19 protein-coding genes, 3 tRNA genes and 1 riboswitch are annotated in these 26,217 nt (G+C 41.4%); of the genes, 15 read left to right on the top strand and 7 right to left on the bottom strand.

Going from position 1 to position 26,217, the window contains the following annotated elements:
- Positions 1-13: 13 nt before the first annotated feature.
- The 3 genes from thiQ to thiB are packed head-to-tail and all read right to left on the bottom strand — an operon-like array spanning position 14 to position 3,298.
- Entirely contained in the window at positions 14-721 is a 708-nt protein-coding gene (gene thiQ, locus G3341_RS15800; RefSeq protein ID WP_163862871.1) for a thiamine ABC transporter ATP-binding protein ThiQ, read from the bottom strand.
- Positions 705-2,318 (bottom strand): thiamine/thiamine pyrophosphate ABC transporter permease ThiP, encoded by a 1,614-nt coding sequence (thiP, locus tag G3341_RS15795; protein ID WP_154622522.1) that lies wholly within the window; start codon positions 2,316-2,318, stop codon positions 705-707. The genes thiQ and thiP overlap by 17 nt, the downstream gene beginning before the upstream one ends.
- Positions 2,294-3,298, bottom strand: a complete 1,005-nt coding sequence (gene thiB, locus G3341_RS15790; protein ID WP_154622508.1) for a thiamine ABC transporter substrate binding subunit — start codon at positions 3,296-3,298, stop codon at positions 2,294-2,296. The genes thiP and thiB overlap by 25 nt, the downstream gene beginning before the upstream one ends.
- Before the next feature lie 61 nt (positions 3,299-3,359).
- A riboswitch (TPP riboswitch) is annotated at positions 3,360-3,460 on the bottom strand.
- 113 nt (positions 3,461-3,573) lie between these two features.
- Here thiB and rppH point away from each other — a divergent pair.
- From rppH to G3341_RS15725, 14 genes are all read left to right on the top strand, one after another.
- Positions 3,574-4,107 (top strand): RNA pyrophosphohydrolase, encoded by a 534-nt coding sequence (gene rppH, locus G3341_RS15785; protein WP_163862869.1) that lies wholly within the window; start codon positions 3,574-3,576, stop codon positions 4,105-4,107.
- A 4-nt stretch (positions 4,108-4,111) separates the two neighbouring features.
- Entirely contained in the window at positions 4,112-6,358 is a 2,247-nt protein-coding gene (ptsP, locus tag G3341_RS15780; RefSeq protein ID WP_154622506.1) for a phosphoenolpyruvate--protein phosphotransferase, read from the top strand.
- 75 nt (positions 6,359-6,433) lie between these two features.
- A complete protein-coding gene (gene lgt, locus G3341_RS15775; RefSeq protein ID WP_154622505.1) occupies positions 6,434-7,333 on the top strand; it encodes a prolipoprotein diacylglyceryl transferase in 900 nt (299 codons plus the stop codon).
- A 187-nt stretch (positions 7,334-7,520) separates the two neighbouring features.
- Complete coding sequence (locus G3341_RS15770) at positions 7,521-8,372, top strand: thymidylate synthase (RefSeq protein WP_154622504.1); 852 nt, start codon at positions 7,521-7,523, stop codon at positions 8,370-8,372.
- A gap of 265 nt (positions 8,373-8,637) precedes the next feature.
- Positions 8,638-9,123: a prepilin-type N-terminal cleavage/methylation domain-containing protein gene (locus G3341_RS15765; protein ID WP_154622503.1), complete on the top strand. Its 486-nt coding sequence runs from the start codon at positions 8,638-8,640 to the stop codon at positions 9,121-9,123.
- 9 nt (positions 9,124-9,132) lie between these two features.
- The gene (locus G3341_RS15760) at positions 9,133-9,717 is read left to right on the top strand and encodes a prepilin peptidase-dependent protein (protein ID WP_163862867.1); all 585 of its coding nucleotides are present in this window, start codon (positions 9,133-9,135) and stop codon (positions 9,715-9,717) included.
- Complete coding sequence (locus G3341_RS20875) at positions 9,717-9,989, top strand: DUF2509 family protein (protein WP_280117357.1); 273 nt, start codon at positions 9,717-9,719, stop codon at positions 9,987-9,989. The genes G3341_RS15760 and G3341_RS20875 overlap by 1 nt, the downstream gene beginning before the upstream one ends.
- On the top strand, positions 9,958-10,158 hold the full coding sequence (locus G3341_RS20870) for a DUF2509 family protein (RefSeq protein WP_280117352.1): 201 nt from the start codon (positions 9,958-9,960) through the stop codon (positions 10,156-10,158). Before G3341_RS20875 ends, G3341_RS20870 begins: the two co-directional genes overlap by 32 nt.
- Complete coding sequence (locus G3341_RS15750) at positions 10,158-10,535, top strand: prepilin-type N-terminal cleavage/methylation domain-containing protein (RefSeq protein WP_154622501.1); 378 nt, start codon at positions 10,158-10,160, stop codon at positions 10,533-10,535. Before G3341_RS20870 ends, G3341_RS15750 begins: the two co-directional genes overlap by 1 nt.
- The gene (gene recC, locus G3341_RS15745; protein WP_163862865.1) at positions 10,513-13,887 is read left to right on the top strand and encodes an exodeoxyribonuclease V subunit gamma; all 3,375 of its coding nucleotides are present in this window, start codon (positions 10,513-10,515) and stop codon (positions 13,885-13,887) included. The genes G3341_RS15750 and recC overlap by 23 nt, the downstream gene beginning before the upstream one ends.
- 19 nt (positions 13,888-13,906) lie before the next feature.
- Entirely contained in the window at positions 13,907-16,804 is a 2,898-nt protein-coding gene (gene ptrA, locus G3341_RS15740; protein ID WP_163862863.1) for a pitrilysin, read from the top strand.
- A gap of 5 nt (positions 16,805-16,809) precedes the next feature.
- Positions 16,810-20,412 (top strand): exodeoxyribonuclease V subunit beta, encoded by a 3,603-nt coding sequence (gene recB / locus G3341_RS15735; protein ID WP_244316443.1) that lies wholly within the window; start codon positions 16,810-16,812, stop codon positions 20,410-20,412.
- Positions 20,412-22,268 (top strand): exodeoxyribonuclease V subunit alpha, encoded by a 1,857-nt coding sequence (gene recD, locus G3341_RS15730; protein WP_195848142.1) that lies wholly within the window; start codon positions 20,412-20,414, stop codon positions 22,266-22,268. Before recB ends, recD begins: the two co-directional genes overlap by 1 nt.
- Positions 22,269-22,325: 57 nt before the next feature.
- Positions 22,326-22,895 (top strand): hypothetical protein, encoded by a 570-nt coding sequence (locus tag G3341_RS15725; protein WP_154622496.1) that lies wholly within the window; start codon positions 22,326-22,328, stop codon positions 22,893-22,895.
- Positions 22,896-22,954: 59 nt separating this feature from the next.
- Here G3341_RS15725 and argA read toward each other — a convergent pair whose 3' ends face one another.
- Complete coding sequence (gene argA, locus G3341_RS15720) at positions 22,955-24,298, bottom strand: amino-acid N-acetyltransferase (protein WP_154622495.1); 1,344 nt, start codon at positions 24,296-24,298, stop codon at positions 22,955-22,957.
- Between the two features lie 246 nt (positions 24,299-24,544).
- On the opposite strand from argA, the gene amiC reads away from it, so the two are divergent.
- Positions 24,545-25,795, top strand: a complete 1,251-nt coding sequence (gene amiC / locus G3341_RS15715; protein WP_154622494.1) for an N-acetylmuramoyl-L-alanine amidase AmiC — start codon at positions 24,545-24,547, stop codon at positions 25,793-25,795.
- A 104-nt stretch (positions 25,796-25,899) separates the two neighbouring features.
- Here amiC and G3341_RS15710 read toward each other — a convergent pair.
- The 3 genes from G3341_RS15710 to G3341_RS15700 form a co-directional block, all read right to left on the bottom strand.
- Positions 25,900-25,976: transfer RNA gene (locus tag G3341_RS15710), tRNA-Met, on the bottom strand.
- Between the two features lie 29 nt (positions 25,977-26,005).
- Positions 26,006-26,082: transfer RNA gene (locus G3341_RS15705), tRNA-Met, on the bottom strand.
- 30 nt (positions 26,083-26,112) lie between these two features.
- Positions 26,113-26,189 (bottom strand) — tRNA-Met (locus G3341_RS15700).
- Positions 26,190-26,217 lie beyond the last annotated feature (28 nt).

Below are 26,217 nucleotides of genomic sequence, written 5' to 3'. Positions count from 1 at the left end.
TATAGGTGGGGTTTTATACAGTATTTTTTGTAATACCCAGTAATTCTGACGCGGGATTGCTCCCTGATAATAATGTCTTGGTGCTACCATCGTACGCAATAGCGCCATCATGAATGATCATTGTTCTAGGTGCTATTTGTAAGGCATCTTCTATATTATGCGACACCATTACCAGTGTTATGGCTTTAGATAGGCAAATTTCATCGAGTAGTAACAACATCTCATTACGTAAGGCGGGATCGAGGGCAGAAAATGGTTCGTCTAGCAACAAGATAGGCTGTTGGCGGATTAAACAACGTGCTAATGCGGCTCGTTGGCGCTGACCTCCTGATAACTGAGCCGGTAATCTATCTAAAAATTCATCAAGGCTGACCTGAGCTGCGATCAATTCGACTTGTTGTACCTGTTGTTGATTTAACCGTAAACCGGGGTGTAGCCCTAATCCAATGTTTTGCCTAACACTCAAATGAGCAAAGAGATTATTTTCCTGAAATAACATGGATACAGGGCGTTTCGCTGGGGGCGTATAGGTATGATCCTCTCCATTTAATAGAATGGCGCCACTTTTTGCTAATTGAAAGCCGCTAATGAGGCTTAACAATGTGCTTTTTCCTGCACCACTAGGCCCCATGATGGCAACTCGCTCGCCTGCTTGTATGGAAAAATTAAACTGCATATTCAGGCTATCATATTGATAATCAATTTTATTTAACTCTATCATGATCTTTTCCTGATATACGTTCGAGTAGGCTAAACAAAGCAAAACAGATTAAAAGTAGCAACATAGCGGTAACGGCACCATCATTTGTTCGATAAGCCCCTATTTGTTGATACAGGTAATAGGGTAGGGTGCGAAAATCTTCATTGCCAAATAGTGCCACCACACCAAAGTCACCAATAGAAATGACACAAGCAAAGGCAAGGGCTTGAGAGAGTGGTTTTTTTAAGGCTTTCAATTCAATGATACGTAATCGATGAACACCGCTAATACCCAATGAATGGCAAAGTGGATTATAACGCTCTGCGAGGTCTCGCATAGGATTTTCCAATACTTTTAGTGCATAAGGGATAGCCAGTAACGCATTGGTCATTATCACTAACGCATACGGGGAGTCAGGTAGGCCGATTGTTTCATTAAATAGAATAAAAAAACCGGTGGCGAGGACAATTCCCGGCATCGCTAAAATCAATAATCCACTAAGCTCCATTGCTTGTCCTAGCTTGATTGCACGGCGTAAACGAAGTTCACGGCTGCTCCAGAGCAGCATCATTGTGAGTAAAACACACAGTAGGCCAGCACATAAGGCGATAAATAGTGATGTAGCAGCGGCTTGCCAAAGCGCGGATTGACTGAGAACATCAAGTAGACGCCCGTTTAAACCATCAACGATAATTGCTAAGAGCGGTGGCACAAGAAATAAAATAGCCGCAATAATCACAATGGCGTCACGTATGCGACGGAAATTATTATCTGAAGGATCATACCATTGAGCATGCTGACTATGGCCTATTGAAAATAGGCTGTTTATCTTTTGGCTCAGAAACATTAAACCGACACAAAAGGTAAGCTGGATTAGAGCAAGAATGGCTGCACGTCCAAGGTCAAAGTCGTAGTTTAAGGCTTGATAAATCGCAAGCTCGATAGTGGTTGCTGCTGGCCCTCCGCCAAGAGCCAGTACAGTAGCAAAACTGGCGAAGCAGAGCATAAAAATAAGTGCTGCGGTAGGCAACATCTGCCTACGCAAGTAAGGCCACTCTAAAAGACGAAACTGTTGCCATTCATTTAGGCCTAGTTGTGCGGCGATTTGACGTTGTTCTATCGATATACTCTCAAGTGATTGCAACAACATACGCGTCGCGAGTGGCATATTAAAGAAAATATGCGCGAGCAGTATGCCTTGAAGGCCATAGGGGGTGAAATGATATTCAAGGCCAACATATTGAAATACGAGAGCAAGCCAACCTGTTTTTCCGTAAATAGATAAAATACCAAACACAGCCACAAGCACGGGTAAAACGAGCGTCATAGCACAAAGACGTAATAACAGGGTCCTACCTAAAAACCTACGCCGATAAAGCGCTCTAGCAAGTATAATCGCGGGAAGAACAGAAAATAGGGCAGAGAGAAAAGCTTGCCAAAAAGTAAATCCAATGACATGCCATAAATAGCTGTCGTTAAAAATGTCGTTAACGGAGATGACGGGCGAAAAAATCCAAAGTGCACCAAAAGCCAATAGTGCAACCGTGACTAATAAACCGGAGGCTAACGCCCCCGGAATCAGCGATAAATTAATTAACGGCTGACGGCGGATTGCCATAACCGGATCCATGATTGACGTTCTTTAGCTACCTCTTGAGCACTAAACTGTAATGATTTTTTAGGCATAGGAAGAACCTTGTATACGTCAGGTAGCGGTATATCAATCACTGGATACATCCAATTGGTGGTGGGTAAGGTATTTTGAAATTCAGGGGTTAACATAAAGGCTAAGAATTGCTTAGCTAACTCAGGTTGAGAACTCGTCTTTAATCTTGCCGCAACTTCAATTTGCATGTAATGCCCTTCATCGAATAGGGCTGCGGCATAGTTATCTTTATTATCATTAAGGATCTGATAGCCGGGTGATGATGTATAGCTAAGGACAAAATCCCCTTCACCTTTTAAAAACAAACCATAGGATTCGCTCCAACCTTTTGTCACGGTAAGGGTTTTGCTAGCCATTTTTTGCCATGCATCTGCTGACTTATCACCATAAAGTTTTTCAATCCACAACATTAAACCGAGGCCCGGTGTGCTTGTGCGTGGATCTTGATAGATAATTTTCCAAGGTTGTGTGCTATCTAATAATTCACTCATACTCTTGGGGGGATTTTTGATTTTGTTGGTGTCATAGATAAAAGCAAAATAACCATAGTCATAAGGAATAAACGTGGTGTTATCCCACGCTATGGGTAATTTCATGGTATCGGTGTTGATATCTGCGGGTGCGAATAAACCCGTCTCTTCAGCGGAAACAATAAGATTATTATCGAGGCCTAATACAATATCAGCTTTCGTTTTTTTCCCTTCCATGCGTAAGCGATTGAGGAGGGCTACACCATCTCCAAGTGACACAAGTTTGAGTTCACAACCACATTGTGCTTCAAAATTCTTTTTAATTTGTGGCCCAGGCCCCCACTCGGCAGCAAAAGAATCATAGGTATAAACAGTTAATGTTGGTTTTTCTGCCCATGCAAAATGGGCCAAACTGAGTGTTGTGAATGCCAACAAAGAGCGAAAGAGTGAATTTTTTAACATTTTATTTCCTGCGTTAGAGAGAAAACTACACAGGATTTGAGAAGGCACCTTAGCAATATTATGCTGCTGGTAGCTCAAATCCCTACGCCGGCATTGCCCGGATCAGGTTCTACGGGTTAATTCTCAGCCTAAATAACCATTTCGGCACCCCGTTGAGACAGAGGCTATTGTAGTGTCTTTGCTCATATCTGCAAACTCTATTGATATAGGTTTACCAGTTTGGGTATGTGTGAAACAATTAGCCATCTTTCAAATTTGGTTATTGAGGTAGTCTGGTGATCGATGATGATGGCTACCGCCCGAATGTAGGAATTGTAATTTGTAATCGGCAAGGGCAAGTTTTATGGGCTCGCCGTTATGGTCAACATTCATGGCAATTCCCTCAGGGGGGAATAAACCCAGGGGAATCGCCAGAACAGGCTATGTACCGTGAACTGTACGAAGAAGTTGGCCTACAACGAAAAGATGTTAGGTTATTGGCTTCAACTCGCAATTGGTTGCGTTACAAATTACCCAAGCGTTTGGTGCGTTGGGACACAAAACCTGTTTGTATTGGGCAGAAACAGCGTTGGTTTTTACTACAACTTCAATGCAATGAAGCAGATATAAACGTTCAGCGCAGTAAATCGCCAGAATTTGATGGCTGGCGATGGGTCAGTTATTGGTACCCTGTAAGACAAGTGGTCTCTTTTAAACGGGAAGTGTATCGCCGCGTCATGAAAGAGTTTGCACCCGTTGTAATGTCATTACAGGAACAAAAACCGGCACAGAGACCTGCGTTTACTCACCGTAGACGCGGGGCGAGATAAAATCATGTTGACGCGTCTACGTGATATTGTTGAAAAAGTAGCAATGGCGACAAGCTTAACCGAGGCGTTAGAAGTCTTAGTTAACGAAACTTGTTATGCGATGCAGACGGATGTTTGTTCCATTTATTTGGCCGACCATTCGCGCCAGTGCTATTACTTAATGGCAACCCGCGGGTTGAGAAAACCTAGCGGTGTTGCTATTCGCCTTGGATTTGATGAAGGGGTAGTGGGGGCGGTTGGACGCCAATCTGAAATGCTAAACCTCGCTGATATTCGCGAACATCCCGAATTTAAATACCTTCCCCAATTAAAAGAAGAGCGACTAAAAGCCTTTTTAGGTGTGCCTATTGTCTACCGTCGTCAGCTATTAGGTGTTTTAGTTGTTCAGCAGCACGAGCGGCGTTTTTTCAGTGAAACCGAGGAATCATTCATGGTGACACTGTCAATGCAACTGGCGGTTATCTTATCACAAGCTCAGGCTAAAGGCGTGTTTGGTCAGTACAGGCAGAGCCGTATTAAAGCAATTCCTGTTTCTCAAGGGATTGTGATGGCTTATGGCTGGCAAGATAGTTCACAGCCTTCATTTGACAGTATTTGTGAGGCCAGTGCATTAGACCAAAATGATGAAAAACAGCGTCTCATTACCGCTATCGAAAATGCAGCATCTGAGTGTCGACGTATTAGTAAACGCTTTATTGCTCATTCTCAAAAAGAAAGTGCGGCAATTTTCGATTTATATAACCATTTATTGCATGATCCTCAACTGAAAAATAGGCTTTTTTCCGCTATAGAACAAGGCTTTGTCGCTGAGTGGGCGGTGAAGACAGTTATTGAGGATTATGTTGAGCAATTCTCTCGTTTACGTGACCTCTACCTACGAGAAAGAGGAGCCGACCTTCGTGCATTAGGCCAACGCTTATTATTCCATCTAGATGATAGTTTATCTTCAATAGACCAATGGCCAGAACGCTTTATCCTCGTGGCCGATGAGCTAAGTGCTAGCCTATTGGCAGAAATGCCTTTAGAGCAGTTGGCTGGGGTGATCGTTCGTGATGGTGCGACACATTCTCACTCCGCTATTTTGATCCGCGCGATGGGGATCCCTGCAATCATGGGAGCAGATATTGATCCATCCCTATTGCATAACCGCTTTTTGATCCTTGATGGCTATCGAGGGGAAGTTTTTATTGAACCTGAAAATATTATTACTCAGGAATATAAGCAAATCATCGCAGAAGAGGATGTGCTTAGCCGTTTAGCGGAAGGTGCCCTTGAGCAAGAATCTGTGCTGAAAAACGGTGAATCAGTTCATATTCACCTAAATGCAGGATTAAGCCCCCGTTATGAGCAACAAATTAATGTGGCAGTTGATGGTGTTGGGCTGTATCGGACGGAATTGCCTTTTATGCTGCACAATGGTTTTCCATCAGAAGATGAGCAGAAACTGTTGTATCAAGAAATCTTGCACTTGTTTGCAGATAAACCGGTGGTACTCAGGACGTTGGATATCGGTGCAGATAAGCAATTGCCTTATATGCCTATCAGTGAAGAAAACCCCTGTTTAGGTTGGCGTGGTATACGCGTTATGTTGGATCAACCCGAAATTTTCTTGATCCAATTAAGAGCGATGCTACATGCAAACGTGTTAACAAAAAACTTGCGCATACTGCTGCCGATGATCACCAGCATCAATGAAGTCGATGAAGCTATTGCATTGATTAACAGAGCAAAAGAGGAAGTCAGCTTAGCGATCGGCCAAACGGTACAAACACCTAAAATTGGCGTTATGTTTGAAGTTCCTTCTTTACTGTTTTTGCTTCCTGAGTTAAAAGAACGGGTAGACTTTATTTCAATTGGTACAAATGACCTGACTCAGTATTTGCTTGCCGTAGACCGCAATAACACGCATGTGGCTGCTATCTACGACAGCCTTCATCCCGCAATGCTCCGCTTTTTAGCTAAAGTTTATGAAGAGTGTCATCGTCTTGATTTGCCGGTGAGTGTGTGTGGTGAAATGGCAGGACAGCCTTTAGGTGTGATAGCGTTGATTGCTTTGGGGTATCGTTCTTTAAGTATGAGTGGAAGAAGTGTACCGAGAGTTAAGTACCTTATCCGTGGGCTACAGTCTGATATGGTCGAAAAATTAGTTCCTGATATCTTAAAGGCTGAGACAAGCGAGAACATCAGGTTGATCATTAGCCAATTTATGGAAAAAAACGGGCTTGGTGGTTTTGCCCGAGGTGGGATCTAATCAGCCTTATTCACCTGCGTATGAGCTGTGCTATGATGCGCAATGATTTTAGATTAACAAATAAAGTGGGGAACGATGAGTAACAGCTACTTAGCATTTCCGGAAATTGATCCCGTAATGTTCTCGATTGGGCCAGTATCGCTTCACTGGTATGGGTTTATGTATCTTGTAGGGTTTGTTTTTGCTTTATGGCTGGCAGGTCGTCGCGCAAATAAACCTAACAGTGGTTGGACAAAAAATGAAGTTGAGAACTTACTCTACGTTGGCTTCGTAGGTGTATTTGTTGGTGGAAGACTCGGTTATGTCTTCTTCTATAATCTTCCTGTTTTCCTTGATGACCCACTTTATTTATTTAAAGTTTGGGATGGCGGCATGTCCTTCCATGGTGGTTTGATTGGTGTGATCTGTGCAATGTTATGGTTTGCACACCGTACTCGCCGCCGTTTTTTACAAGTTTCTGATTTTGTTGCACCGTTAATTCCTTTTGGCCTTGGAATGGGGCGGATCGGTAACTTCATTAATGGTGAGTTATGGGGACGTGTGACACTTGATACACCGTGGGCTTTCTTATTCCCTCATTCGCGCAGTGAAGATATTCAGCTTGCGGCACAAGACCCTTCATTGCTACCTACTTTAGAGCAATATGGTGTGCTTCCACGACATCCTTCCCAACTTTATGAGATGTTTTTAGAAGGTATTGTTCTGTTCCTGATCCTGAACCTATTTGTGCGCAAACCTCGTCCTATGGGGAGTGTGTCAGGTTTATTTTTAATTGGTTACGGCGCATTCCGGATTATTGTTGAATTCTTTAGGCAGCCAGATGCGCAATTAGGTCTATTTGGCGGTATTAGTATGGGACAAATTCTATCCATACCAATGATCATAATTGGTATCTTAATGATTATTTGGGCCTACAAATACGGTAAAAATATTCCAGCGCATAAGCCAGAAAAAGTAGAGCAAGCCAGTAAATAAAGGTTGCTTTGCCATACTCAAGTTATCGAGTGGTTGAAAATGTTTATGCATGTTTACCCCATTCTTGAGTATGTTTTGCGTGGCTTACATTGCCATTTAGCTAGGGGCTGATGAGTTAAAGCATTATAAATACAATAAGGTAACGGATGTTGATGACATTTGTTATCTCGCGAGTAAGAGAGTCACTATGAAGCAGTATCTTGAGTTATGTCAGCGTATCATTGACGAGGGGCAGTGGGTTGAAAATAAACGTACGGGAGTACGTTGTTTAACCGTGATCAATGCCGACTTAGAATATGATGTCGCGAATAACCTGTTTCCATTAATCACAACCCGTAAAAGCTTTTATAAAGCAGCGATTGCTGAATTATTAGGTTATTTACGTGGCTATGATAACGCAGCACAATTCCGTGAAATTGGTTGTAATACATGGAATGCCAATGCCAATGAAAACCAAGCTTGGTTAAGTAATCCTCATCGTAAAGGGGAGGATGATATGGGCCGTGTGTACGGTGTTCAAGGACGCTCTTGGCAACGTCCTGATGGCACACACCTCGATCAACTTAAAAAGGTGGTGAACAACCTAAAAAATGGCATTGACGACCGAGCGGAAATTATTACCTTTTATAATCCTGGTGAATTTGAAATGGGGTGTTTGCGTCCTTGCATGCACACCCATACATTTTCTTTATTAGGTGATACTCTCCATTTGACCTCTTACCAACGTAGCTGTGATGTGCCGCTTGGTTTGAACTTTAACCAAGTACAGTGTTTTGTACTATTGGCACTCATGGCGAGAATTACGGGTCATAAAGCGGGTAAGGCTTATCATAAAATTGTGAATGCACATATTTATGAAAACCAATTGCCACTAATGCGTGATGTACAGCTAAAGCGTGAGCCTTTCCCTTTGCCTTCATTGCTGATAAACCCTCAAATTAAAACATTAGAAGATATTGAAACTTGGGTGAGCACAGATGACTTCACGATTGAAGGCTATCAATGTCACGAAGCTATCAAATACCCCTTTACGGTATAACGCAGTTTAAACTGATTTAAGAGAGCTAAGGCGATGGTCATTCCAACCGTGCCTTAGCTTTTTTTATCGCATTTCTAACGCACTTCATGCTCTTTTCTTTAACTTGTTCTGCTTGTTACGAAGCGCTACCTAAAATGGCTGAAAATGATTGCCAATTTTACATTTTATTGCGAAGCATCGCGTAACTTAGTCGTTTGGGGCTATTTTTATGCCGTCTTGCTATCCATAGTAAACACTCATTTTGCAAAGGACATTGCAGCAATATATGGATATTGAAATAGAAAAGCATAACAAAGGCTTCACGCTTATTGAGATGTTAGTGGTGATGTTCATTTGCTCTGTAGCATTGCTACCCGCTTTATATAGCTGGCAACAACAACAGAAAAAATTACAGTTAGTTGATGCCGCTCGGCAAGTAAGCGTATTTATTTATCGCCATTTCATGGAGGGTATTTATTTAAATCAGCACCGTGTTTTATTCATTGATACCACACAAGGGGATTGGAAGCTTACCTTTAAAGAAGCAACAAACCAGAGGCAAATAGCGGTATTAGCATCGACTCCGTATGCAGGTGTTGAAATACAATCCGTAAGTCGTTTATCTGTCGATTTCTATGGTAAACAAGGAACAAGTCGTGCTTTTAGTCTCAAGCTAAAAAATAATTTTGGGCAGATAACCATTGTTCTGTCAGCTTTAGGGCGCTTGAGACATTGTAGCAATAACAAAATCGTAGGCATTCCTCGTTGCTAGGGTTTTTCAATGAATATAAATAAGCAGCAAGGGTTTTCATTAATAGAGGTATTGCTCGCAATGGCAATCAGCAGTTTGGTTTGTATTGCGGCAACTGCCGTTTTTTCTCGTTTATTTAAACAAACTCACCAGTCGTATATTCAATACGAGATTGACAGGGAGATCAGACAAGTGCTTATTAATATGGAAAAGGATTTTAGACGAATTGGGTACTGTAGTAGCGCCTCATGCCAAGGTGAGGCAATGAAAATTGATGCGAAATTTTTAAGTCATCATCCTAATTCATGCATTATTTTTGCTTACGACCAAAACTTATCGGGTTCATGGCGGCCTGTTAGAGCGAGAAGCAAAGAGTCTGATTTTTTTGGTTATCGATTAAATGGTCACAAATTGGAGTCGAATCGAAATGTGGAAGATTGTGACGGTAAACGATGGCAATCCTTGTTTGATCCTTTAAGGATTAGCGTGAATTCATTGCGATTTAATTGGCATGAAGCGGAGTCAATACTTGAAATGTATTTAAGCGTTGAAAGCCCCAATTTACCTAATAAACGTTTTCACTATAAAACAGCTGTTTTGTTGAGAAATCTGTGATGCGTCTAGGCGGCAACCAAACAGGCAGTATCGCTTTGGTGATGGTAATGATATTGATGACGATGGGGCTGTTGTTGTTAAAGGCATTACACATTTATCAAGAAAATGCACGTGATGAGTTTTTTCGTGAAAAGAAATATATAGAAGCTTTCAATCTGGCGGAATCAGCGCTGGCATGGGGGTTGCAACAATCTTGGCGCTTAAGCACCTATCGGGGGGGCGACTTGGCAATGTCAGTCCATGCCAATACAGGGAGGAACAAGCTGCATTAAACATTATAAAGGAGGGCAATTTGTTTTATTAGGCCGAGGAGAATATCAAGGACGATATCATGTCACCGTTTATCGCTGGGTAGCTGCGATTCCAAAATCGCAAAAAATTCGGCCACGCATAAAAGGTTGGATTGATTATTGCCCTGTTACACAAAAAGGATTTTGTTGATGAAAGCTCTCTATGATAAGCAGCGAGGTTTTATATTAATAGAATCAATGGTTGCTGTGGTCGTTTTTGCTATCCTGTTAATGGCGTTATTAAGCTATAATCAACACATAGCCTTAAATTTCAATTGGATATATCATCATTCGCTCGTATTTCGAGTGTTGCAAAATAATTTAGAGCGTCAAGCGGTGCTGATGGAGCCACAGCTTGAAAATACAGAGTTTATTTCTCCCGATTGGCAGATAAACTTACAGACTCTCTCAGTGTCTGAGAGTTGTAGTGATACAACAATCATGCTATCAACGGCTAAGCAATCATTTTCTCTAAACCGCTGGTTTTGTAGAACAGGAGATAACAATGTTTCAGGTTTATCATTCTAATCAATTAGAGCTACTAAAGGAGTTAATAGCTCATTTAATGGAGAATGAACCGCTTTCTCATCCGTTCGCACAAGAAATCATCTTGGTACAAAGCCCCGGTATGTCTCAATGGCTTCAGATAGAATTAGCAAAACGTTTTGGTATTGCTGCGAATATTCATTACCCTTTACCTGCAACTTTTATTTGGGATATGTTTCGGCGGGTATTGCCTGATATTCCGAAAGAAAGTGCTTATACCAAGCAAGCAATGACATGGAAGTTAATGAAAATTTTACCTACGGTGATTGATGAGGATGACTTTGAGCCGTTACGTCATTACCTTGAGCATGACTTAGATAAAAGAAAGTTACACCAGCTTGCAGGGAGAGTAGCAGACTTATTTGACCAATATTTAGTTTATCGGCCTCAATGGATTGAAAAATGGCAGCAAAATGAGCTTATTGATGGTTTAGGGGTAAACCAATTATGGCAAAAACGATTATGGTTGCAGTTGGTCGATTATACTCAATCACTGGGTCAATCACCGTGGCATCGAGCTAACCTGTATCAGAGTTTTATTGATAAGTTATCTAACAGTCAAAATCTACATAATGTGCTGCCAAAACGTATTTTTATTTGTGGTATATCTTCATTACCCCCCGTTTATCTGCAAGCATTAAGTGCCATCGCGGAACACACGGATATTCACCTCATGTTTACCAATCCCTGTCGTTATTATTGGGGGGATATTCACAGTCATTCTTTTTTGGCAAAGCTACAGAAAAGAAAATTACGTCATTATATTGATAAGAATGAAATATCGCGTTTTAAAATAGAGGAGCATGCACAAGAACTGTTCAATGATGAGGGGGAGCAAGAATTAGCTAATCCATTACTTGCCTCATGGGGAAAATTAGGACGAGATAACCTCTACTTTATTTCGCAAATTGATAGTGCAAATGAGATTTCAGCATTTGTCGATACGAACCGCAATAGCCTGCTAGAGAATTTGCAGCAAGACATTTTAGACCTCGAAAACCACGCTCAGCTTGGAACAGATTTAAGGGCTTATAGTACTAGTATCGGTAAGCGAGTTTTAGCACTCTCTGATCAGTCTGTTACTTTCCACTCTTGTCATAGCGCACAAAGGGAAGTGGAAGTATTGCAAGATAAATTATTGGCGTTATTTGAACAAGATCCCACTTTAACGCCGAGAGATGTCATTGTGATGGTTTCAGATATTGATAGTTATACCCCCTTCATACAAGCGGTTTTTGGAAATACCGCGACTAAGCGATATATCCCTTTTTCTATATCTGATAGAAAAGCCTTGCAGGCTCACCCCATTTTGCAGGCATTCATACTCTTGTTAGACCTGCCACAAAGCCGTTTCTCTACAGAGCAAGTCCTTACGTTACTGGAAGTTTCGGCTTTTGCTGAACGCTTTGATATAGATGAAAGTGAGCTAGGGTTACTACGCCGTTGGGTGAATGAATCAGGCATTCGCTGGGGGTTAGATGATGATAATGTGCGTGCATTATCACTGCCTGTTATAGGGCAAAATACGTGGCAGTTCGGATTAAGTCGAATGTTACTAGGCTATGCGATGGACAGTCGATATGGCCCTTGGAATGGTGTTCTACCTTACGATGAATGTAGTGGTTTAGCCGCACAGTTAGCGGGCAAACTGGCTTTACTGGTTAGCACATTAAAAGAGTGGCGAACGTTATTAGCAACGGAAAGAACACTTGATGAATGGCAAGATATTTGTCAGCAACTCATTGAGAGTTTCTTTCAAACAGATAGTGAGACAGAGTTAGTACTCACTCTTGTGACAGAGCAATGGCATAAGATACTGCAAAATGCCATAAACTCAGGCTACGATGAGCAAATATCTTTACGTTTAATTCGAGATGAGTTGGCGGTGTGCTTTGATGATGAAAAAATTAGTCAGCGTTTTCTGGCCGGGTCAGTTAATTTTTGTACTTTAATGCCAATGCGGTCGGTACCTTTCAAAGTGGTTTGTTTGCTAGGGATGAATGATGGTATCTATCCAAGAAGTATTCCGCCACTAGGGTTTGATTTAATGGCAGAAAAGCCTGCTAGAGGAGACAGAAAACGTAGAGATGATGACCGCTATTTATTTCTAGAAGCGTTGAACTCAGCAGCCAAACAGCTTTATATCAGTTACATCGGTTTATCAATACAGGATAATCAAGTTTGTAATCCATCGGTGTTAGTGACTGAATTGTTGGACTACATTTGTCAGAGCTTTTGCCTACAAGGCGATGACAAACTGAATATTGATGAAAGTGCGTTAAGGCTTAAAAAACATCTTGTATTTCAACATAACAGAGTTCCGTTTGCTAAAGAAAACTTTATGGCTAATTCGCCATATCAAAGCTTTGCTAGTGAGTGGTTACCCGCAGCAGAAACAGTGCTGCAAGAGGGCAAGCCATTTATCTATGAGCTAGATGAACGTGAAAGAGTGACAGATATCTCTATTGAACAGTTATTACGTTTTTATCGGCATCCTATTCGCGCGTTCTTCCAACAGCGCTTAAAAGTTCATTTCACAATTGAAGAAACAGAATTACCAGAAGATGAGCCATTTCTTTTGGACAAATTGCAGTGTTATAAAATGAATGAACGGATTTTGGCGCTGTTAATCAAAGATGAAAATCCGCAGCCTTTATATCAAGCGCTAAAAGCTTCAGGGCAACTGCCAGCGAAACAGTTTGGTCAATTGTATTGGGAGCAACAAATTAACGATATAGCGCCTTTAGCGGAAAAAATAAAACAACAAAATGTCCAACCAACTGATTATGTTATTGATCTTCAAATTAATGGCATCAAAATAAGCGGAGTGTTAAGAAATGCCCATGAGAAGGGAATACTCAGATATCGGCCTGCTTATTTAACAGCACACGATGGTGTTCAGTTATGGATAGAACATCTGTTATTTAATTTAGCGATTAATGACGGTGAAAGCGTTGCCTTGGGCCGAGAGAATAGCATTTGGCATTTTTCTAGTGTAAAACAAAGTGATGCGAAGAATTACTTAGAGCAGCTAATCGCTGGCTACTGTAAAGGGTTAAACACACCTTTATTATTACTGAACCAGAGTGGTTGGAACTGGCTGTCAGCTTGTTTTGATAAAAAGACAAAGCAGTATGACTTTGCTTCTGAAGAGATCCAACAAAAAGCGTTGTCTATTTTAATGCAGAGCCTTCAGGGGTCTTCGATGAAAAGAGGTGAAATGGAAGATGACTATGTCTTACGTATCTGTAGGAATATCGACCAACATTTAATTCAGGCGCTGTTAGAGAATACTCAGCGTTACCTTCTGCCAATGGCAGAACATTTAAAATAAAAAAGGAGAGCATTAAAGGATGCTACGTTTATCCAAAAGTATCGCTCAATTTTTCTTATTGTTAACCTTAATGGTTTGGGGGGCGACGGTTATCGCTCAGCCCCTTTGGCAAGTTTTGCCTGAAACTATCAATAAGAGTGAAAATGATCCAAGAACTTATCAAGCCATTAAGCTGAATAATGGGATGATCGTTTTATTGGTTTCAGATCCAAAAGCGACAAAATCATTAGCCGCGGTGTCGATTCCTGTTGGGAGCTTAGAAAACCCAGACAGCCAGCTAGGTTTAGCTCATTATTTGGAGCACATGGTATTAATGGGTTCTAAAAAATACCCAGAGCCAAGCAGCTTATCTGAATTTTTACAAAAACATGGTGGTAGCCATAATGCTAGCACTGCTGCACATCGCACCGCGTATTATTTAGAAGTTGAAAATAGTGCACTCAAAGAGGCAACTGATAGGTTGGCTGATGCATTAGCTGAACCATTACTTGATCCCACAAATGCGGATAGAGAGCGCAATGCGGTCAATGCTGAGCTAACAATGGCGCGTTCTCGAGATGGAATGCGTTTATGGCAAGTTCGTTCAGAAACATTGAATCCTAAACATCCAAATTCTCGTTTTTCTGGTGGAAATTTAGAAACACTAAAAGATAAGCCGAACAGCAAATTACAAACTGAGTTAGTCGATTTTTATAAAAAGTATTACTCAGCAAATTTAATGAATGGGGTGCTTTATGGTGACCAATCGATTGAATCATTAGCAAAGATAGCCGCAGATACTTTCGGGCGTATTCCTGATCATAAGGTGACGGCTCCTTCAACAGAGGTGCCAGCTGTTACTGATAATGAAAAAGGAATTGTTATTCATTATGTGCCAGCTCAGCCTCAAAAAGCCATTCAGCTTGAATTTAGTATCAAAAATAATATGGCTGATTTCCGGAGCAAAAGTGATGAATATATTGGCTATCTAATTGGCAATCGTAGTCCCGGTACACTTGCTGATTGGTTAATATCGCAAGGGCTTGCGGAAGGGATCAGTGCATCATCGCTTCCGAACGCGGACCGTAATTATGGCTCTTTCTCCATCTATATTACGTTAACGGACAAAGGTCTGGCTGAGCGTGATGAAATTATTGCGGCTGTTTTTTCTTATATTGATTTGCTGAAAAAACAAGGTGTTAATAAAAATTATTTTGATGAAATAGCGAATGTACTAAATCTTTCGTTCCGCTATGGTTCTATTGTTCGGGACATGAACTACATTGAGTGGTTATCTGACCAAATGATCAATGTTCCTGTGAACCACGTACTGGATTCCGATTATATTGCCGATAAATATGATCCTGCGGCTATAAAAGCTCGCTTATCTGAGCTGACCGCTAAGGATGCTAGAATTTGGTTTATTAGCCCAGAAGAGCCCCATAATAAAAAAGCTTATTTTGTTGATGCACCTTATCAAGTCGATAAGATTACAGCTCAACAGTTAGCTAAATGGGAACAGCTTGAATCTAAAATGAAATTTAGATTACCGGAGTTAAATCCCTATATACCAGATAATTTGTCTTTAATTAAAGTGGATAAGGAATATAAACATCCCGAATTAGTGTACCAAGATCAGAATACCCGTGTTCTGTATATGCCAAGTCAGTACTTTGCGGATGAACCTAAAGCAACCATTAATTTATTGCTGAAAACTAAAGTTGGTGAGCAGGACGCTAAATCTCAAGTCACAGGCGCCTTACTGCAATATATTGCCTCTTTAAAAATGGATGAACTGCAATATCAAGCCTCAGTGGCAGGGATGTCTGTTTCTGTCTCACAAGGGTTAGGTTTACAGTTTAATGCTAGTGGTTATACACAGCATTTGCCTGAGCTGTTTTTATCCATGACTAAGCTTTATCTTAGCTTTGAACCCACTGATAGGGAATTAGCTCAAGCCAAATCTTGGTATCAAGAGCAAATTAAAGTCGCTAATAACGCTAAAGCTTATGAGTTAGCGATGCAACCTTTGCGTCGAATTGATACTGTACCTTATTTCGAGCAAGAAGCACGGTTAGCAGTACTGGATGATATTTCGCTAAAAGATCTTACCGATTATCGTACTAAAGTTGTGGACAGTGCCGCACTACAAGCCATGGTAATTGGTAATTTGACTTCAGAGCAAAGCATAAAAGTCATTCAAGATGCACAGGCATTACTGAAGAGTAAAGGTACCAACTGGTGGCGGGGTGATATTGTTGCCATTGATCAAGCCTATTTGGCTGATTTCCATCGACAAGCTCAAAGCTCGGATAGCGCATTGGCAGAGATCTTTATTCCTGAAGGCTATAGCCGTATCGAGGGCGCTGTTCTCTCGGGATTACTATCCAATATCATTCAGCCATGGTTTTATGACCAGCTCAGAACGAATGAGCAACTTGGCTATGCTGTTTTTGCTTTCAAAGTCGGTATAGGCGATCAGTGGGGTATTGGTTTCTTATTACAAAGTAATGCGCAAACGCCAGCTTATCTCAATACTCGTTATCAAGAGTTTTATAATGTAGCGTTTGATAAATTGAAAAAATTACCGGCTCAAGAGTTTGAACAGTATAAACAATCAATTATTACTCAAATGAAACAGCCTCCTCAAACTTTCTATGAGGAAGTAGGACGCTATTCATCTGATTTTAGTCGTAATATTTTTACTTTTGATACTCGCGATAAGGTTCTGGCGCTTTTTGAAAAAGCAACTCAGCAACAGGTTATTGATTATTATCAGCGTGCTGTTATGAAACGTCAGGGATTGGCATTAGCCTCTCAAGTCATTGGTCAAGACGTGAATGAGAAAACGGGCTATGCGCCATTAAAAGGCTGGGTGTTTTATCCTAACGCTTCAGAATTTCAAAAGATTTTACCTATTAAGGATGATTTACAGTGAGTAAAATGCAGATAAGTTCCCAACTGTTAGATGCTTTTTCCCTACCCTTACAAGGGCAGCGGTTAATTGAGGCATCGGCGGGTACAGGTAAAACCTATACGATAGGGATCCTCTATCTGCGTTTATTATTAGGGTTAGGCCGAGAGAATGCCTTCTCTCGGCCTCTTACTGTAGAAGAAATCCTAGTTGTTACCTTTACAGAAGCTGCCACTAATGAACTACGAGGACGTATCCGTGAGCGAATCCATAAAATGCGTCTTGCTTGTATTCGTAATGGCGTTGGTTTTGAAAAAGAACCTGAATATTTAGAGTTGCTTTCACAAATTACGACACCAGAGCAACGAGAGTTTGCGATTAGTTGGTTGCTGACAGCTGAACGCCAAATGGATGAGGCGGCGATTTATACCATTCATGGATTTTGCCAAAGAATGTTGGTGCATAATGCTTTTGAATCAGGGGTTTTATTCGAACAAACCATGATCCAAGATGAACTTCCGATTCAAAAGCAAGCTTGTGCAGACTTTTGGCGACGACATTTTTACCCGCTTGATTATTCAATGACGAAGGTTGTTTTGTCGCAATGGAATAGCCCTGAAGCACTGCTGGCGGAAATTAAACCTTTTTTACAGGGTGATATGCCCGATATCGTTAACGAACAGCAGCGTACGGAAACGTTTGAAGAGCGCCATCAACGCTTAATAGAGCTGATCACTCAAGTGAAGTCTTTATGGCTAGCGAATTGTTCTGAATTTGAACGGCTTATCTCTAATTCAGATGTTGATAAGCGGAGCTATAGCTCTCGTTTTTTACCTAGCTGGTTAGAAAAAATGCTGCGTTGGGCGGAAGAGGAAACTCAGGATTATCAATTACCAAAAGAAATTGTGCGTTTTTCTCAAGCAGTTTTGCATGAGAAATCAAAAAGTGGTTCAGGGCCAGAGCACGCCGTTTTTGCGCGTATCGACGAGCTACTTTCCCAATCATTAACAATTAAAGACTTGATCATCCCACTGGCAATAACTGAAGTGAGACAAAATATTATTCAGGAAAAATATCATCGTGGGGAGATGGGGTTTGATGATTTACTTACTCGTTTAGACAGCGCACTAAAGCAGCAAGGTGGAAAATATTTAGCAGAAGCAATTAGCCAACGTTATCCCGTGGCAATGATTGATGAATTTCAGGACACAGACCCCCAACAATATCGTATTTTTCAACGAATTTATGGTGGTGTCGAAAATAGCGCATTGCTGTTTATCGGTGATCCAAAGCAAGCGATATATGCATTTCGTGGTGCTGATATTTTTACTTATATTGAAGCGAAAAAACAGGTCAATGCCCATTACACATTAGAAACTAACCATCGCTCATCACAACATATGGTGGAAGCGGTTAATCATGTTTTTAGCTATTGTGACAATCCGTTTATTTTTGAACAAATTCCATTTAATCCCGTCAATTTTGCAGAAAGAAACGCTGGTAAGATGCTTTGTCATAATGGTGAGGCAGTAAAAGCGCTAACTTTTTGGCAAATTAATGCTGAAGCCGTTTCTATTGCTGATTATGAACACACGATGGCCGCACAATGTGCCGCACAGATTAGCCAGCTATTACAAGGTGGCTTGAAGGGAACCACCGTTTTTCAGCAGCAAGATGGGAAAGAAATACCCGTCTCTGCTGCTGATATTACGGTACTGGTAAGAAGTCGGCGCGAGGCAATGTTAATACGCGATGCCTTAAACCAGCTTAGTATCCCATCTGTTTTTCAATCGAATCGAGAGAGTGTGTTTTCAACCCAAGAAGCACGAGACTTACTGTGGATCCTTCAGGCCGTATTGTCACCTGAGAAAGAGCGTGTTTTACGTAGTGCATTAGCGACAGGCACATTAGGATTAAACGCTAAAGAAATTGATACTCTCAACTATGATGAAAAAGCGTGGGAAGCTTTAGTTGATGAATTTACCCGATACTCCATTATCTGGCGTAAGCAGGGCGTTCTACCGATGCTTAGGGTGTTAATGTCTGAACGGCATATTGCTGAAACTTTTCTTTCTTCAGTTGACGGTGAACGACGTCTAATGGACTTTATGCATATTGGTGAGTTGCTGCAAGAAATGTCTCTTCAACTCGAAGGGGAGCATACATTGGTTCGTTGGCTAACTCAGCAAATAGCAGATCCTGACCATCAATCTAACGCGCAGCAAATGCGTTTAGAAAGTGATAAACACCTTGTTCAAATTAGTACTATTCATAAATCGAAAGGGCTTGAATACCCAATAGTTTGGTTGCCTTTTGCCAGTAATTTTTTACCTCAATCAAAGGCGCTTTATCATGATAGGGATAATTATCGGACACGTTTAGACCTTGCGGACAACGAAGAAAACATTGCTTTGGCAGATGAAGAACGTTTAGCGGAGGATCTACGATTACTCTATGTCGCCTTAACTCGAGCGATTTATCATTGTAGCGTAGGTATTGCACCAATCATCAAAGGCAACCGTAAGAAAAGTGGAGAAACTGACCTGCATTTATCGGCTTTAGGCTATTTAATTCAAAAAAGTGAAGCGGGTGATTTTACGTTGCTCGATAAAGGGCTAGCAGAATTAACGAATACAGTGATTAATGTTGAGCGAATTGAACAAATAGAGCCAATTTCGCTAGCGTTGAATCAAGGTGACTCAGAGGCGCTATCAGCAAGAAATGTGACGCGCTTCTTTGATGATCACTGGAGAGTCACGAGTTATTCGGGGTTAAGTTATCGCAGGTCTTACGGTGAGAGTGAGCAAGTAATTAGTGCAGAGCAGTTGGCAAGTTCGCTTGCACCAAAGATGGATATTGAAGTCAGTATCGATACCACTTTACCCTTAGCGGATGAGCACATTTTAACACCACACCAATTCCCTAAAGGGACCGCACCCGGAACATTTCTGCATGAATTAATGGAAGAAATTGAGTTTTCAAAAGACGTTCCTCTAGAGTGGTTGCAGGAAAAGCTTCAAATATCGGGCTTTGATACGCAATGGGCTGAAATGCTACAGGAGTGGTTAATGGCGATTGTTCAGGCGCCACTTGCGGAAGATGGCCTATGTTTATCCGCTTTAGCGCCTCAAGATATGCTCGATGAGATGCAATTTTATTTACCTATAGATAAGTTATTAGACCCCCAAGCCGTTGACCGCGTTACTCATCAATATGATCCTATATCTGCTGCTTGCCCTCCACTGAGTTTTGAAGAAGTACAGGGCATTTTAAAAGGTTTTATTGATTTAACATTTTTGTGGAATGGTAAATTTTATCTACTTGATTATAAATCAAATTACCTTGGAGGGGATGCCAGTTGTTATACGCAATCGGCGATGGTCGAGGCCATGATAGATCATCGTTATGATCTCCAATATCAATTGTACTCATTAGCATTACATCGTTATCTAAAACAACGGGTGCCTAACTATCAGTACGATATCCATTTTGGCGGTGTTTATTATCTCTTCTTACGCGGTATTGATAAGGCTGAGTCAAATAACGGTATTTTTTACTATCGACCTGAGCCTGAATTTATAGATGCATTTGATCAGCTATTTCTCAATGTACAAGAAGGGAGCACATCATGATGAAAGCGCTGTTCAATAAAGCGATCGAAGCTCGTTTGTTTACGCCTCTTGATATTCAATTTGCCTATAACATCACAGAAGAACGCAGCCCAATATTACTTTTTATTACTGCATTATTAAGTGCAGAAACGATGACGGGGCATGTTTGTTTATCCTTAGCAGACGTCAGTTTGGAAAAGATATTTGCTGGACGTCATCCTGAATTAGCTCATGAATTTTGGTGTGCAATAGGAAAGCCTGATCAAGAAACAATTTATCAAGCAGTTAAGAACGCACCTTTTATTACTTTAGCGGATGAAAACCAGCCATCACCTTTAATATTATCAGGTGAATTTCTCTATTTTCAGCGGTTATGGCAATACGAACGTTGTGTCTCTAGGTACTTTTCACAGACTGTATTCGCGCAATATGATTCATTGCATCTTAAATCAATTTTAGATGCGCTTTTCCCTCACAGTCGTGAGATAGATTGGCAAAAAATTGCAGCTGCGGTGGCTGTGACCAGCCAAGTGTCGGTTATATCTGGTGGGCCCGGTACGGGCAAAACAACAACGGTTGCTCGAATTCTTGCGGCATTAGTGAAACTTGCTGTTGAGAATAAACACAATGTTCAAATTGAATTAGCTGCCCCAACAGGTAAAGCGGCTGCTCGTTTGACTGAGTCATTAGGCGCTGCTCTGGACGGTTTATCATTAAGTGATGAAGAACGAGGCATGCTCCCTAATCAAGCTAAGACGTTACATAGACTATTAGGGGCTCAGCCGGAAAGCCAGCAATTCCGCTATCATAGCGATAATTTATTATCATTAGATATCTTAATTGTGGATGAAGCTTCAATGGTAGATTTACCTATGATGGGAAAACTCATCGAAGCTTTACCTTCTCATGCAAAATTAATTTTTTTAGGTGATAAAGACCAGCTAGCTTCAGTCGAGGCGGGGGCAGTACTCGGTGATATCTGTCAGTTTGCTGATTGTGGTTATAGCCCCCAAAGAGCGCAAGAACTTAGCGATCTGACGGGCTATTCACTGGCGCATTTTGTCTCTGAGGACGGACCTTTTATCAGAAATAGTCTGTGCTTATTGCGTAAAAGTTATCGGTTTTCTGCCTCTTCTGGCATAGGGCAGCTTGCGTTTGCGGTTAATGAAGGGGATGTGAAGCGTGCTGAGAAAGTCTTAAATAGTTCCTTCAATGATGTGCAGACCTATGGACAGGAAAGTGAAGACGATTACGCTCAGATGTTAATGGACGCTGCGAAGTTTTATCAAGATTACCTCTTATCAGTGAAAGCCGCTCATGACCCAGCAGAGATATTGTTTAAATTTAATCAATTCCGCTTACTTACCGCTTTAAGAGATGGGCCTTATGGTGTGATCGGAATAAATGAAAAGCTGGAAAAGCTACTGCATCGTCAAGGGCTTATTTATCGGCCATTTAATCAGACCAATAAACACTATGCAGGACGGCCAATTATGATTAGCCGAAATGATAGCCCGCTAGGGTTATTTAATGGTGATATAGGCATAATATTGCCCGATGAGGAAGGGGCTCTTAGAGCTTACTTTCAGTATCCAGATGGTTCGATTAAAGGCATTCAGCCTAATCGATTACCTCTACATGAAACGGCATATGCTATGACGGTGCATAAATCTCAAGGTTCAGAATTCGCCCATACCGCATTAGTATTACCGAAGGTATATTCACCAGTAGTGACTCGTGAACTGGTGTACACCGCGATAACGCGAGCTAAAAAAACGCTTTCTTTGTATTGCAATATGAAAATTTTACGTCGAGCTATTGAAACGCCAACAAAACGGCGTAGTGGTTTAGCAATACAATTAATGAATGTAAAATAGAGTCACAAGCAGTAGCTGTGGCTACGTAAATCAGACTTAAATGCAAAAGGTAATAATATGGATAACCAGCCAACTATGACGGCGTTAACGGTAACACTGAAAGCGAGAATCGAGCCGGAAAGACGTGCTGATTTAGAAGATGCATTTACACAAGTCATGCAGGGGATGAATAAAGATATTCAGGTGACTGGAGGTGGTACTTTACTTTCAGACAGCGGTGAAATTGAAGAATGTGATATCGAGCTTTCTGTGGCTGAGGCTAACGACGAAAATATCAGTCTGATAATTCAATTGTTCTCGTCTATGTTAGCGCCAAAAGGTTCTCGATTGATTGTGCATGGAGAAGATACGGTAATTGAATTTGGTGATGAAGAAGGCTTAGCACTCTATTTAAATGGCACTGAATTGCCTGATGAAGTTTATGAGAATAGTGATATCAATGATATTTTCGACAAAATGGATGAGGCTGTCGAAGATATTGGTGCTATCCATGGGGTATGGGAAGGGCCGACTGAAACCGCTTTCTACTTCTATGGTTCATCCTTTGCCGAAATGTCAGCATTGCTACAGCCCATTATCGACAGTACGCCACTCTGCCAGAAATCACGAGTAGTCCAAATTGCTTAAGCTGATTTACTGAATAACTAACCTGATCTCAATAAAGGATCAGGTTAGTTTGGCTTGCGTTATTTGTCGGTAGGCGCTTTTAAATCTAACATTAAAATTTTTGAGCGGCGTTGGTAGTTATATAAAGCTTGTTTTTTCAATGGCAACATTTCAATCTCAGCAGGAATAAAGCCTCTTTCTTGAAACCAATGAATGCTACGCGTCGTTAGCACAAATAATTTTTCTAATCCTATTTGCTTAGCCTGTAGTGCAATGCGGTGTAGCAGTTCTTCTCCCCGCGAAGAACTACGATAGTCAGGATGTACTGCGACACAGGCCATTTCACCCAGTTTTTCTTCTGGGTAAGGATAGAGTGCTGCGCAAGCAATGACTAAATTATCTCGTTCAATGATGGTAAATTTATCGATTTCCATTTCGAGTTGTTCTCTTGAACGCCTAACTAAAATACCTTGTTGTTCTAGTGGGCGGATTAATTCAAGAATACCACCAATGTCGTTAATATTGGCGCGGCGAATTTGCTCTGCACTTTCCATGACGATTTGAGTACCGATACCATCGCGTGAAAACAGCTCTTGAATCAAAGAACCATTTTCTTGGTAGCTGAGCAAATGACTACGACGCACACCACGGCGACAGGCTTTCGCTGCGCCACGTAAAAAACGCACTGTTCCTGAATAATAATCGCCTTCAGCTTCCAGCTCTTGGATCCTATTTTCTGCCTCATTGGGAAATAATTCAGATAGAATATTCCCTTCTTTATCGGCAACCCCTTGCGAAGAGCAAAATCCTATTAATTTTTCTGCTTTCATTTTGACTGCAAGCTGAGTTGCGATTTCTTCTGAGGTGAGATTAAAACTTTCTCCTGTTACAGAAACTGCAACTGGCCCAATTAATACAATAGAACCATTATCAAGTTGCTTATTGATAGCATCTTCATCGATACGACGAATACGACCGCTATGACAATAATCAATACCGTCATCGACACCAAGTGGTTGGGCGATGACAAAGTTTCCACTGACAACGTTGATGTGAGCGCCTTGTAAAGGAGTATTGCTAAGACTCATCGATAAACGAGCAGTGATATCAAGTAATAAAGCGCCTGAAGCTTGTTTCACATATTCAAGTGTATTCGAATCTGTCACCCGAGTATGTTTATGATAAACCGCTTCATAATTGTGTTCAGCCAAGATGTTCTCAATCTGAGGGCGAGCGCCGTAAACAACAACAATGCGGATGCCAAGGCTATGTAATAAACCTATGTCATTGACAATACTTGGAAAATTTTCATGCGCAATTGCTTCTCCGCCAAGCATAATAATAAATGTTTTGCCGCGGTGGGCATTAATATAAGGTACCGAATGGCGAAACTCATCAACCAGCTCGGTGCTGCGCTCTTTCATAACCATCCTCATAATTGAATTTTTATTCGCAATTAATGTATTTTTATTCTTTTTGGCGATAAATATCAAGTAAAAGATAGAACAAGACTTGTAACATTTTTATTATTTGAGTTTACATATCTCTATATTTAAATGTGTATTCTTGATGACAGCATGCGAATGATTCGCTAGAGTTTATGTTTCTGGCCTCAATTTGGCTTTTATTCTAAAATCACCTGATATTCAGTTTTAGGTTCGGAATTATTGATGAGTCACCAAGATCACTGTCCATCTAAACGTCGCCTTATACAGGGGGCGGCTGCGGTTATGTTACTTAGTGTCAGCCCATTTGGTTTCGCTGCGAATACAAATGTTATTGCGGTGCGTATATGGCCGGCATCAAGTTATACGCGCGTAACGCTAGAATCTAATGCTCCATTAAAATATCGTCAGTTGGTATTGCATAACCCTGAGCGCATAGTGATTGATCTCGAAGGGGTACAACTGAATAACATCCTGAAGCAAATGGGAACTCAGATTCAATCGCGAGACCCCTACCTTAAACTCGTTAGAGTGGGGCAGTTTGACCCGAAAACTGTACGTCTCGTTTTTGAAGTAAAAAATAAGGTTAGTCCACAGATCTTCACGATGGGGCCTGTTGCCGAGTTTAAAAACCGTTTAGTGATGGATTTTTATCCAGGGCAAGGTGTGGAAACATCCGATGACCCTCTGTTGGCTTTGCTAGAGGATTATAATAAAGGTGATTTAGAAGAAAAAATGCCTGCTCAGGCCAAAAAGCCCGGTAAAGCAGGAACTGATCGCCCAATTATCATTATGATTGACCCAGGGCACGGCGGTGAAGACCCCGGAGCGATGGGCAAATATAAAACACGCGAAAAAGATGTTGTGTTACAAATTGCACGGCGTTTGAAGGCGTTGATTGATAAAGATCCTAAAATGCGTGCCTATATGACCCGTAATGAAGATGTGTTTATTCCATTGAAAGTTAGGGTCGCTAAGGCTCGTAAAATGCAAGCAGACCTGTTTGTGTCTATTCACGCGGATGCTTTCACGAATCGCTCTGCTCATGGTTCTTCTGTATTCGCACTATCGACGAAAGGGGCGACAAGTAATACTGCACGTTACCTTGCGCAAACTCAGAATGAGGCCGATTTAATTGGTGGTGTTAGCAAAAGTGGTGATGCGTATCTGGATCATACAATGCTCGACTTAGTTCAAACTGCAACAATTAATGATAGCTTGAAGTTCGGCGATGAAGTTTTAAAACGTATGGGAAAAGTCAATCGACTGCATAAAAACAAAGTCGATCAGGCGGGCTTTGCGGTACTAAAAGCACCAGAGATCCCATCAATTCTCGTGGAAACGGCTTTCATTAGTAATTTAGAAGAAGAGCGTAAGCTGAAAACAGCTAAGTTCCAGCAACAAATGGCAGAGTCTATTTTTCAAGGAATTAAAGCTTATTTCCGTAATGGTGGTGAGTTAGCGATTAGAAATTAGTTTCTGTATTGCAAAATTTAAAATAGTGTAGGGTGATGAACTGAAAAGTGAGTCACCTTTTTTCTTTCATGGTAGGTTTGGGAAGATAAGGGAAGTATAACAAGTGGTTGCGGGGGCCGGATTTGAACCGACGACCTTCGGGTTATGAGCCCGACGAGCTACCAAGCTGCTCCACCCCGCGACTGAAGAGGTCAATATAACAGGGGATATTGGTTGCGGGAGCCGGATTTGAACCGACGACCTTCGGGTTATGAGCCCGACGAGCTACCAGGCTGCTCCATCCCGCGCCTGAAATATTTTTGATGTTGATTTTTTATTGGTTGCGGGGGCCGGATTTGAACCGACGACCTTCGGGTTATGAGCCCGACGAGCTACCAAGCTGCTCCACCCCGCGTCCGATAGCGGGCACTATACTCGGGATG

Origin of the sequence: Providencia vermicola (assembly GCF_010748935.1) — a bacterium.
Taxonomy (GTDB): Bacteria; Pseudomonadota; Gammaproteobacteria; order Enterobacterales; family Enterobacteriaceae; genus Providencia; species Providencia zhejiangensis.
This window is presented reverse-complemented; position numbering and strand designations above follow the sequence as displayed.

Excerpts from the sequence above, each read along its gene's own strand:
- recD (WP_195848142.1), top strand. The coding sequence starts at position 20,412 with ATGAAAGCGCTGTTCAATAAAGCGATCGAAGCTCGTTTGTTTACGCCT.
- amiC (WP_154622494.1), top strand. The coding sequence starts at position 24,545 with ATGAGTCACCAAGATCACTGTCCATCTAAACGTCGCCTTATACAGGGG.
- G3341_RS15765 (WP_154622503.1), top strand. The coding sequence starts at position 8,638 with ATGGATATTGAAATAGAAAAGCATAACAAAGGCTTCACGCTTATTGAG.
- thiQ (WP_163862871.1), bottom strand. The coding sequence starts at position 721 with ATGATAGAGTTAAATAAAATTGATTATCAATATGATAGCCTGAATATG.
- thiB (WP_154622508.1), bottom strand. The coding sequence starts at position 3,298 with ATGTTAAAAAATTCACTCTTTCGCTCTTTGTTGGCATTCACAACACTC.
- recB (WP_244316443.1), top strand. The coding sequence starts at position 16,810 with ATGCAGATAAGTTCCCAACTGTTAGATGCTTTTTCCCTACCCTTACAA.
- G3341_RS20875 (WP_280117357.1), top strand. The coding sequence starts at position 9,717 with ATGCGTCTAGGCGGCAACCAAACAGGCAGTATCGCTTTGGTGATGGTA.
- thiP (WP_154622522.1), bottom strand. The coding sequence starts at position 2,318 with ATGGCAATCCGCCGTCAGCCGTTAATTAATTTATCGCTGATTCCGGGG.
- G3341_RS15770 (WP_154622504.1), top strand. The coding sequence starts at position 7,521 with ATGAAGCAGTATCTTGAGTTATGTCAGCGTATCATTGACGAGGGGCAG.
- G3341_RS15760 (WP_163862867.1), top strand. The coding sequence starts at position 9,133 with ATGAATATAAATAAGCAGCAAGGGTTTTCATTAATAGAGGTATTGCTC.
- ptrA (WP_163862863.1), top strand. The coding sequence starts at position 13,907 with ATGCTACGTTTATCCAAAAGTATCGCTCAATTTTTCTTATTGTTAACC.
- recC (WP_163862865.1), top strand. The coding sequence starts at position 10,513 with ATGTTTCAGGTTTATCATTCTAATCAATTAGAGCTACTAAAGGAGTTA.
- argA (WP_154622495.1), bottom strand. The coding sequence starts at position 24,298 with ATGAAAGAGCGCAGCACCGAGCTGGTTGATGAGTTTCGCCATTCGGTA.
- G3341_RS15725 (WP_154622496.1), top strand. The coding sequence starts at position 22,326 with ATGGATAACCAGCCAACTATGACGGCGTTAACGGTAACACTGAAAGCG.
- lgt (WP_154622505.1), top strand. The coding sequence starts at position 6,434 with ATGAGTAACAGCTACTTAGCATTTCCGGAAATTGATCCCGTAATGTTC.
- G3341_RS15750 (WP_154622501.1), top strand. The coding sequence starts at position 10,158 with ATGAAAGCTCTCTATGATAAGCAGCGAGGTTTTATATTAATAGAATCA.
- ptsP (WP_154622506.1), top strand. The coding sequence starts at position 4,112 with ATGTTGACGCGTCTACGTGATATTGTTGAAAAAGTAGCAATGGCGACA.
- G3341_RS20870 (WP_280117352.1), top strand. The coding sequence starts at position 9,958 with ATGCCAATACAGGGAGGAACAAGCTGCATTAAACATTATAAAGGAGGG.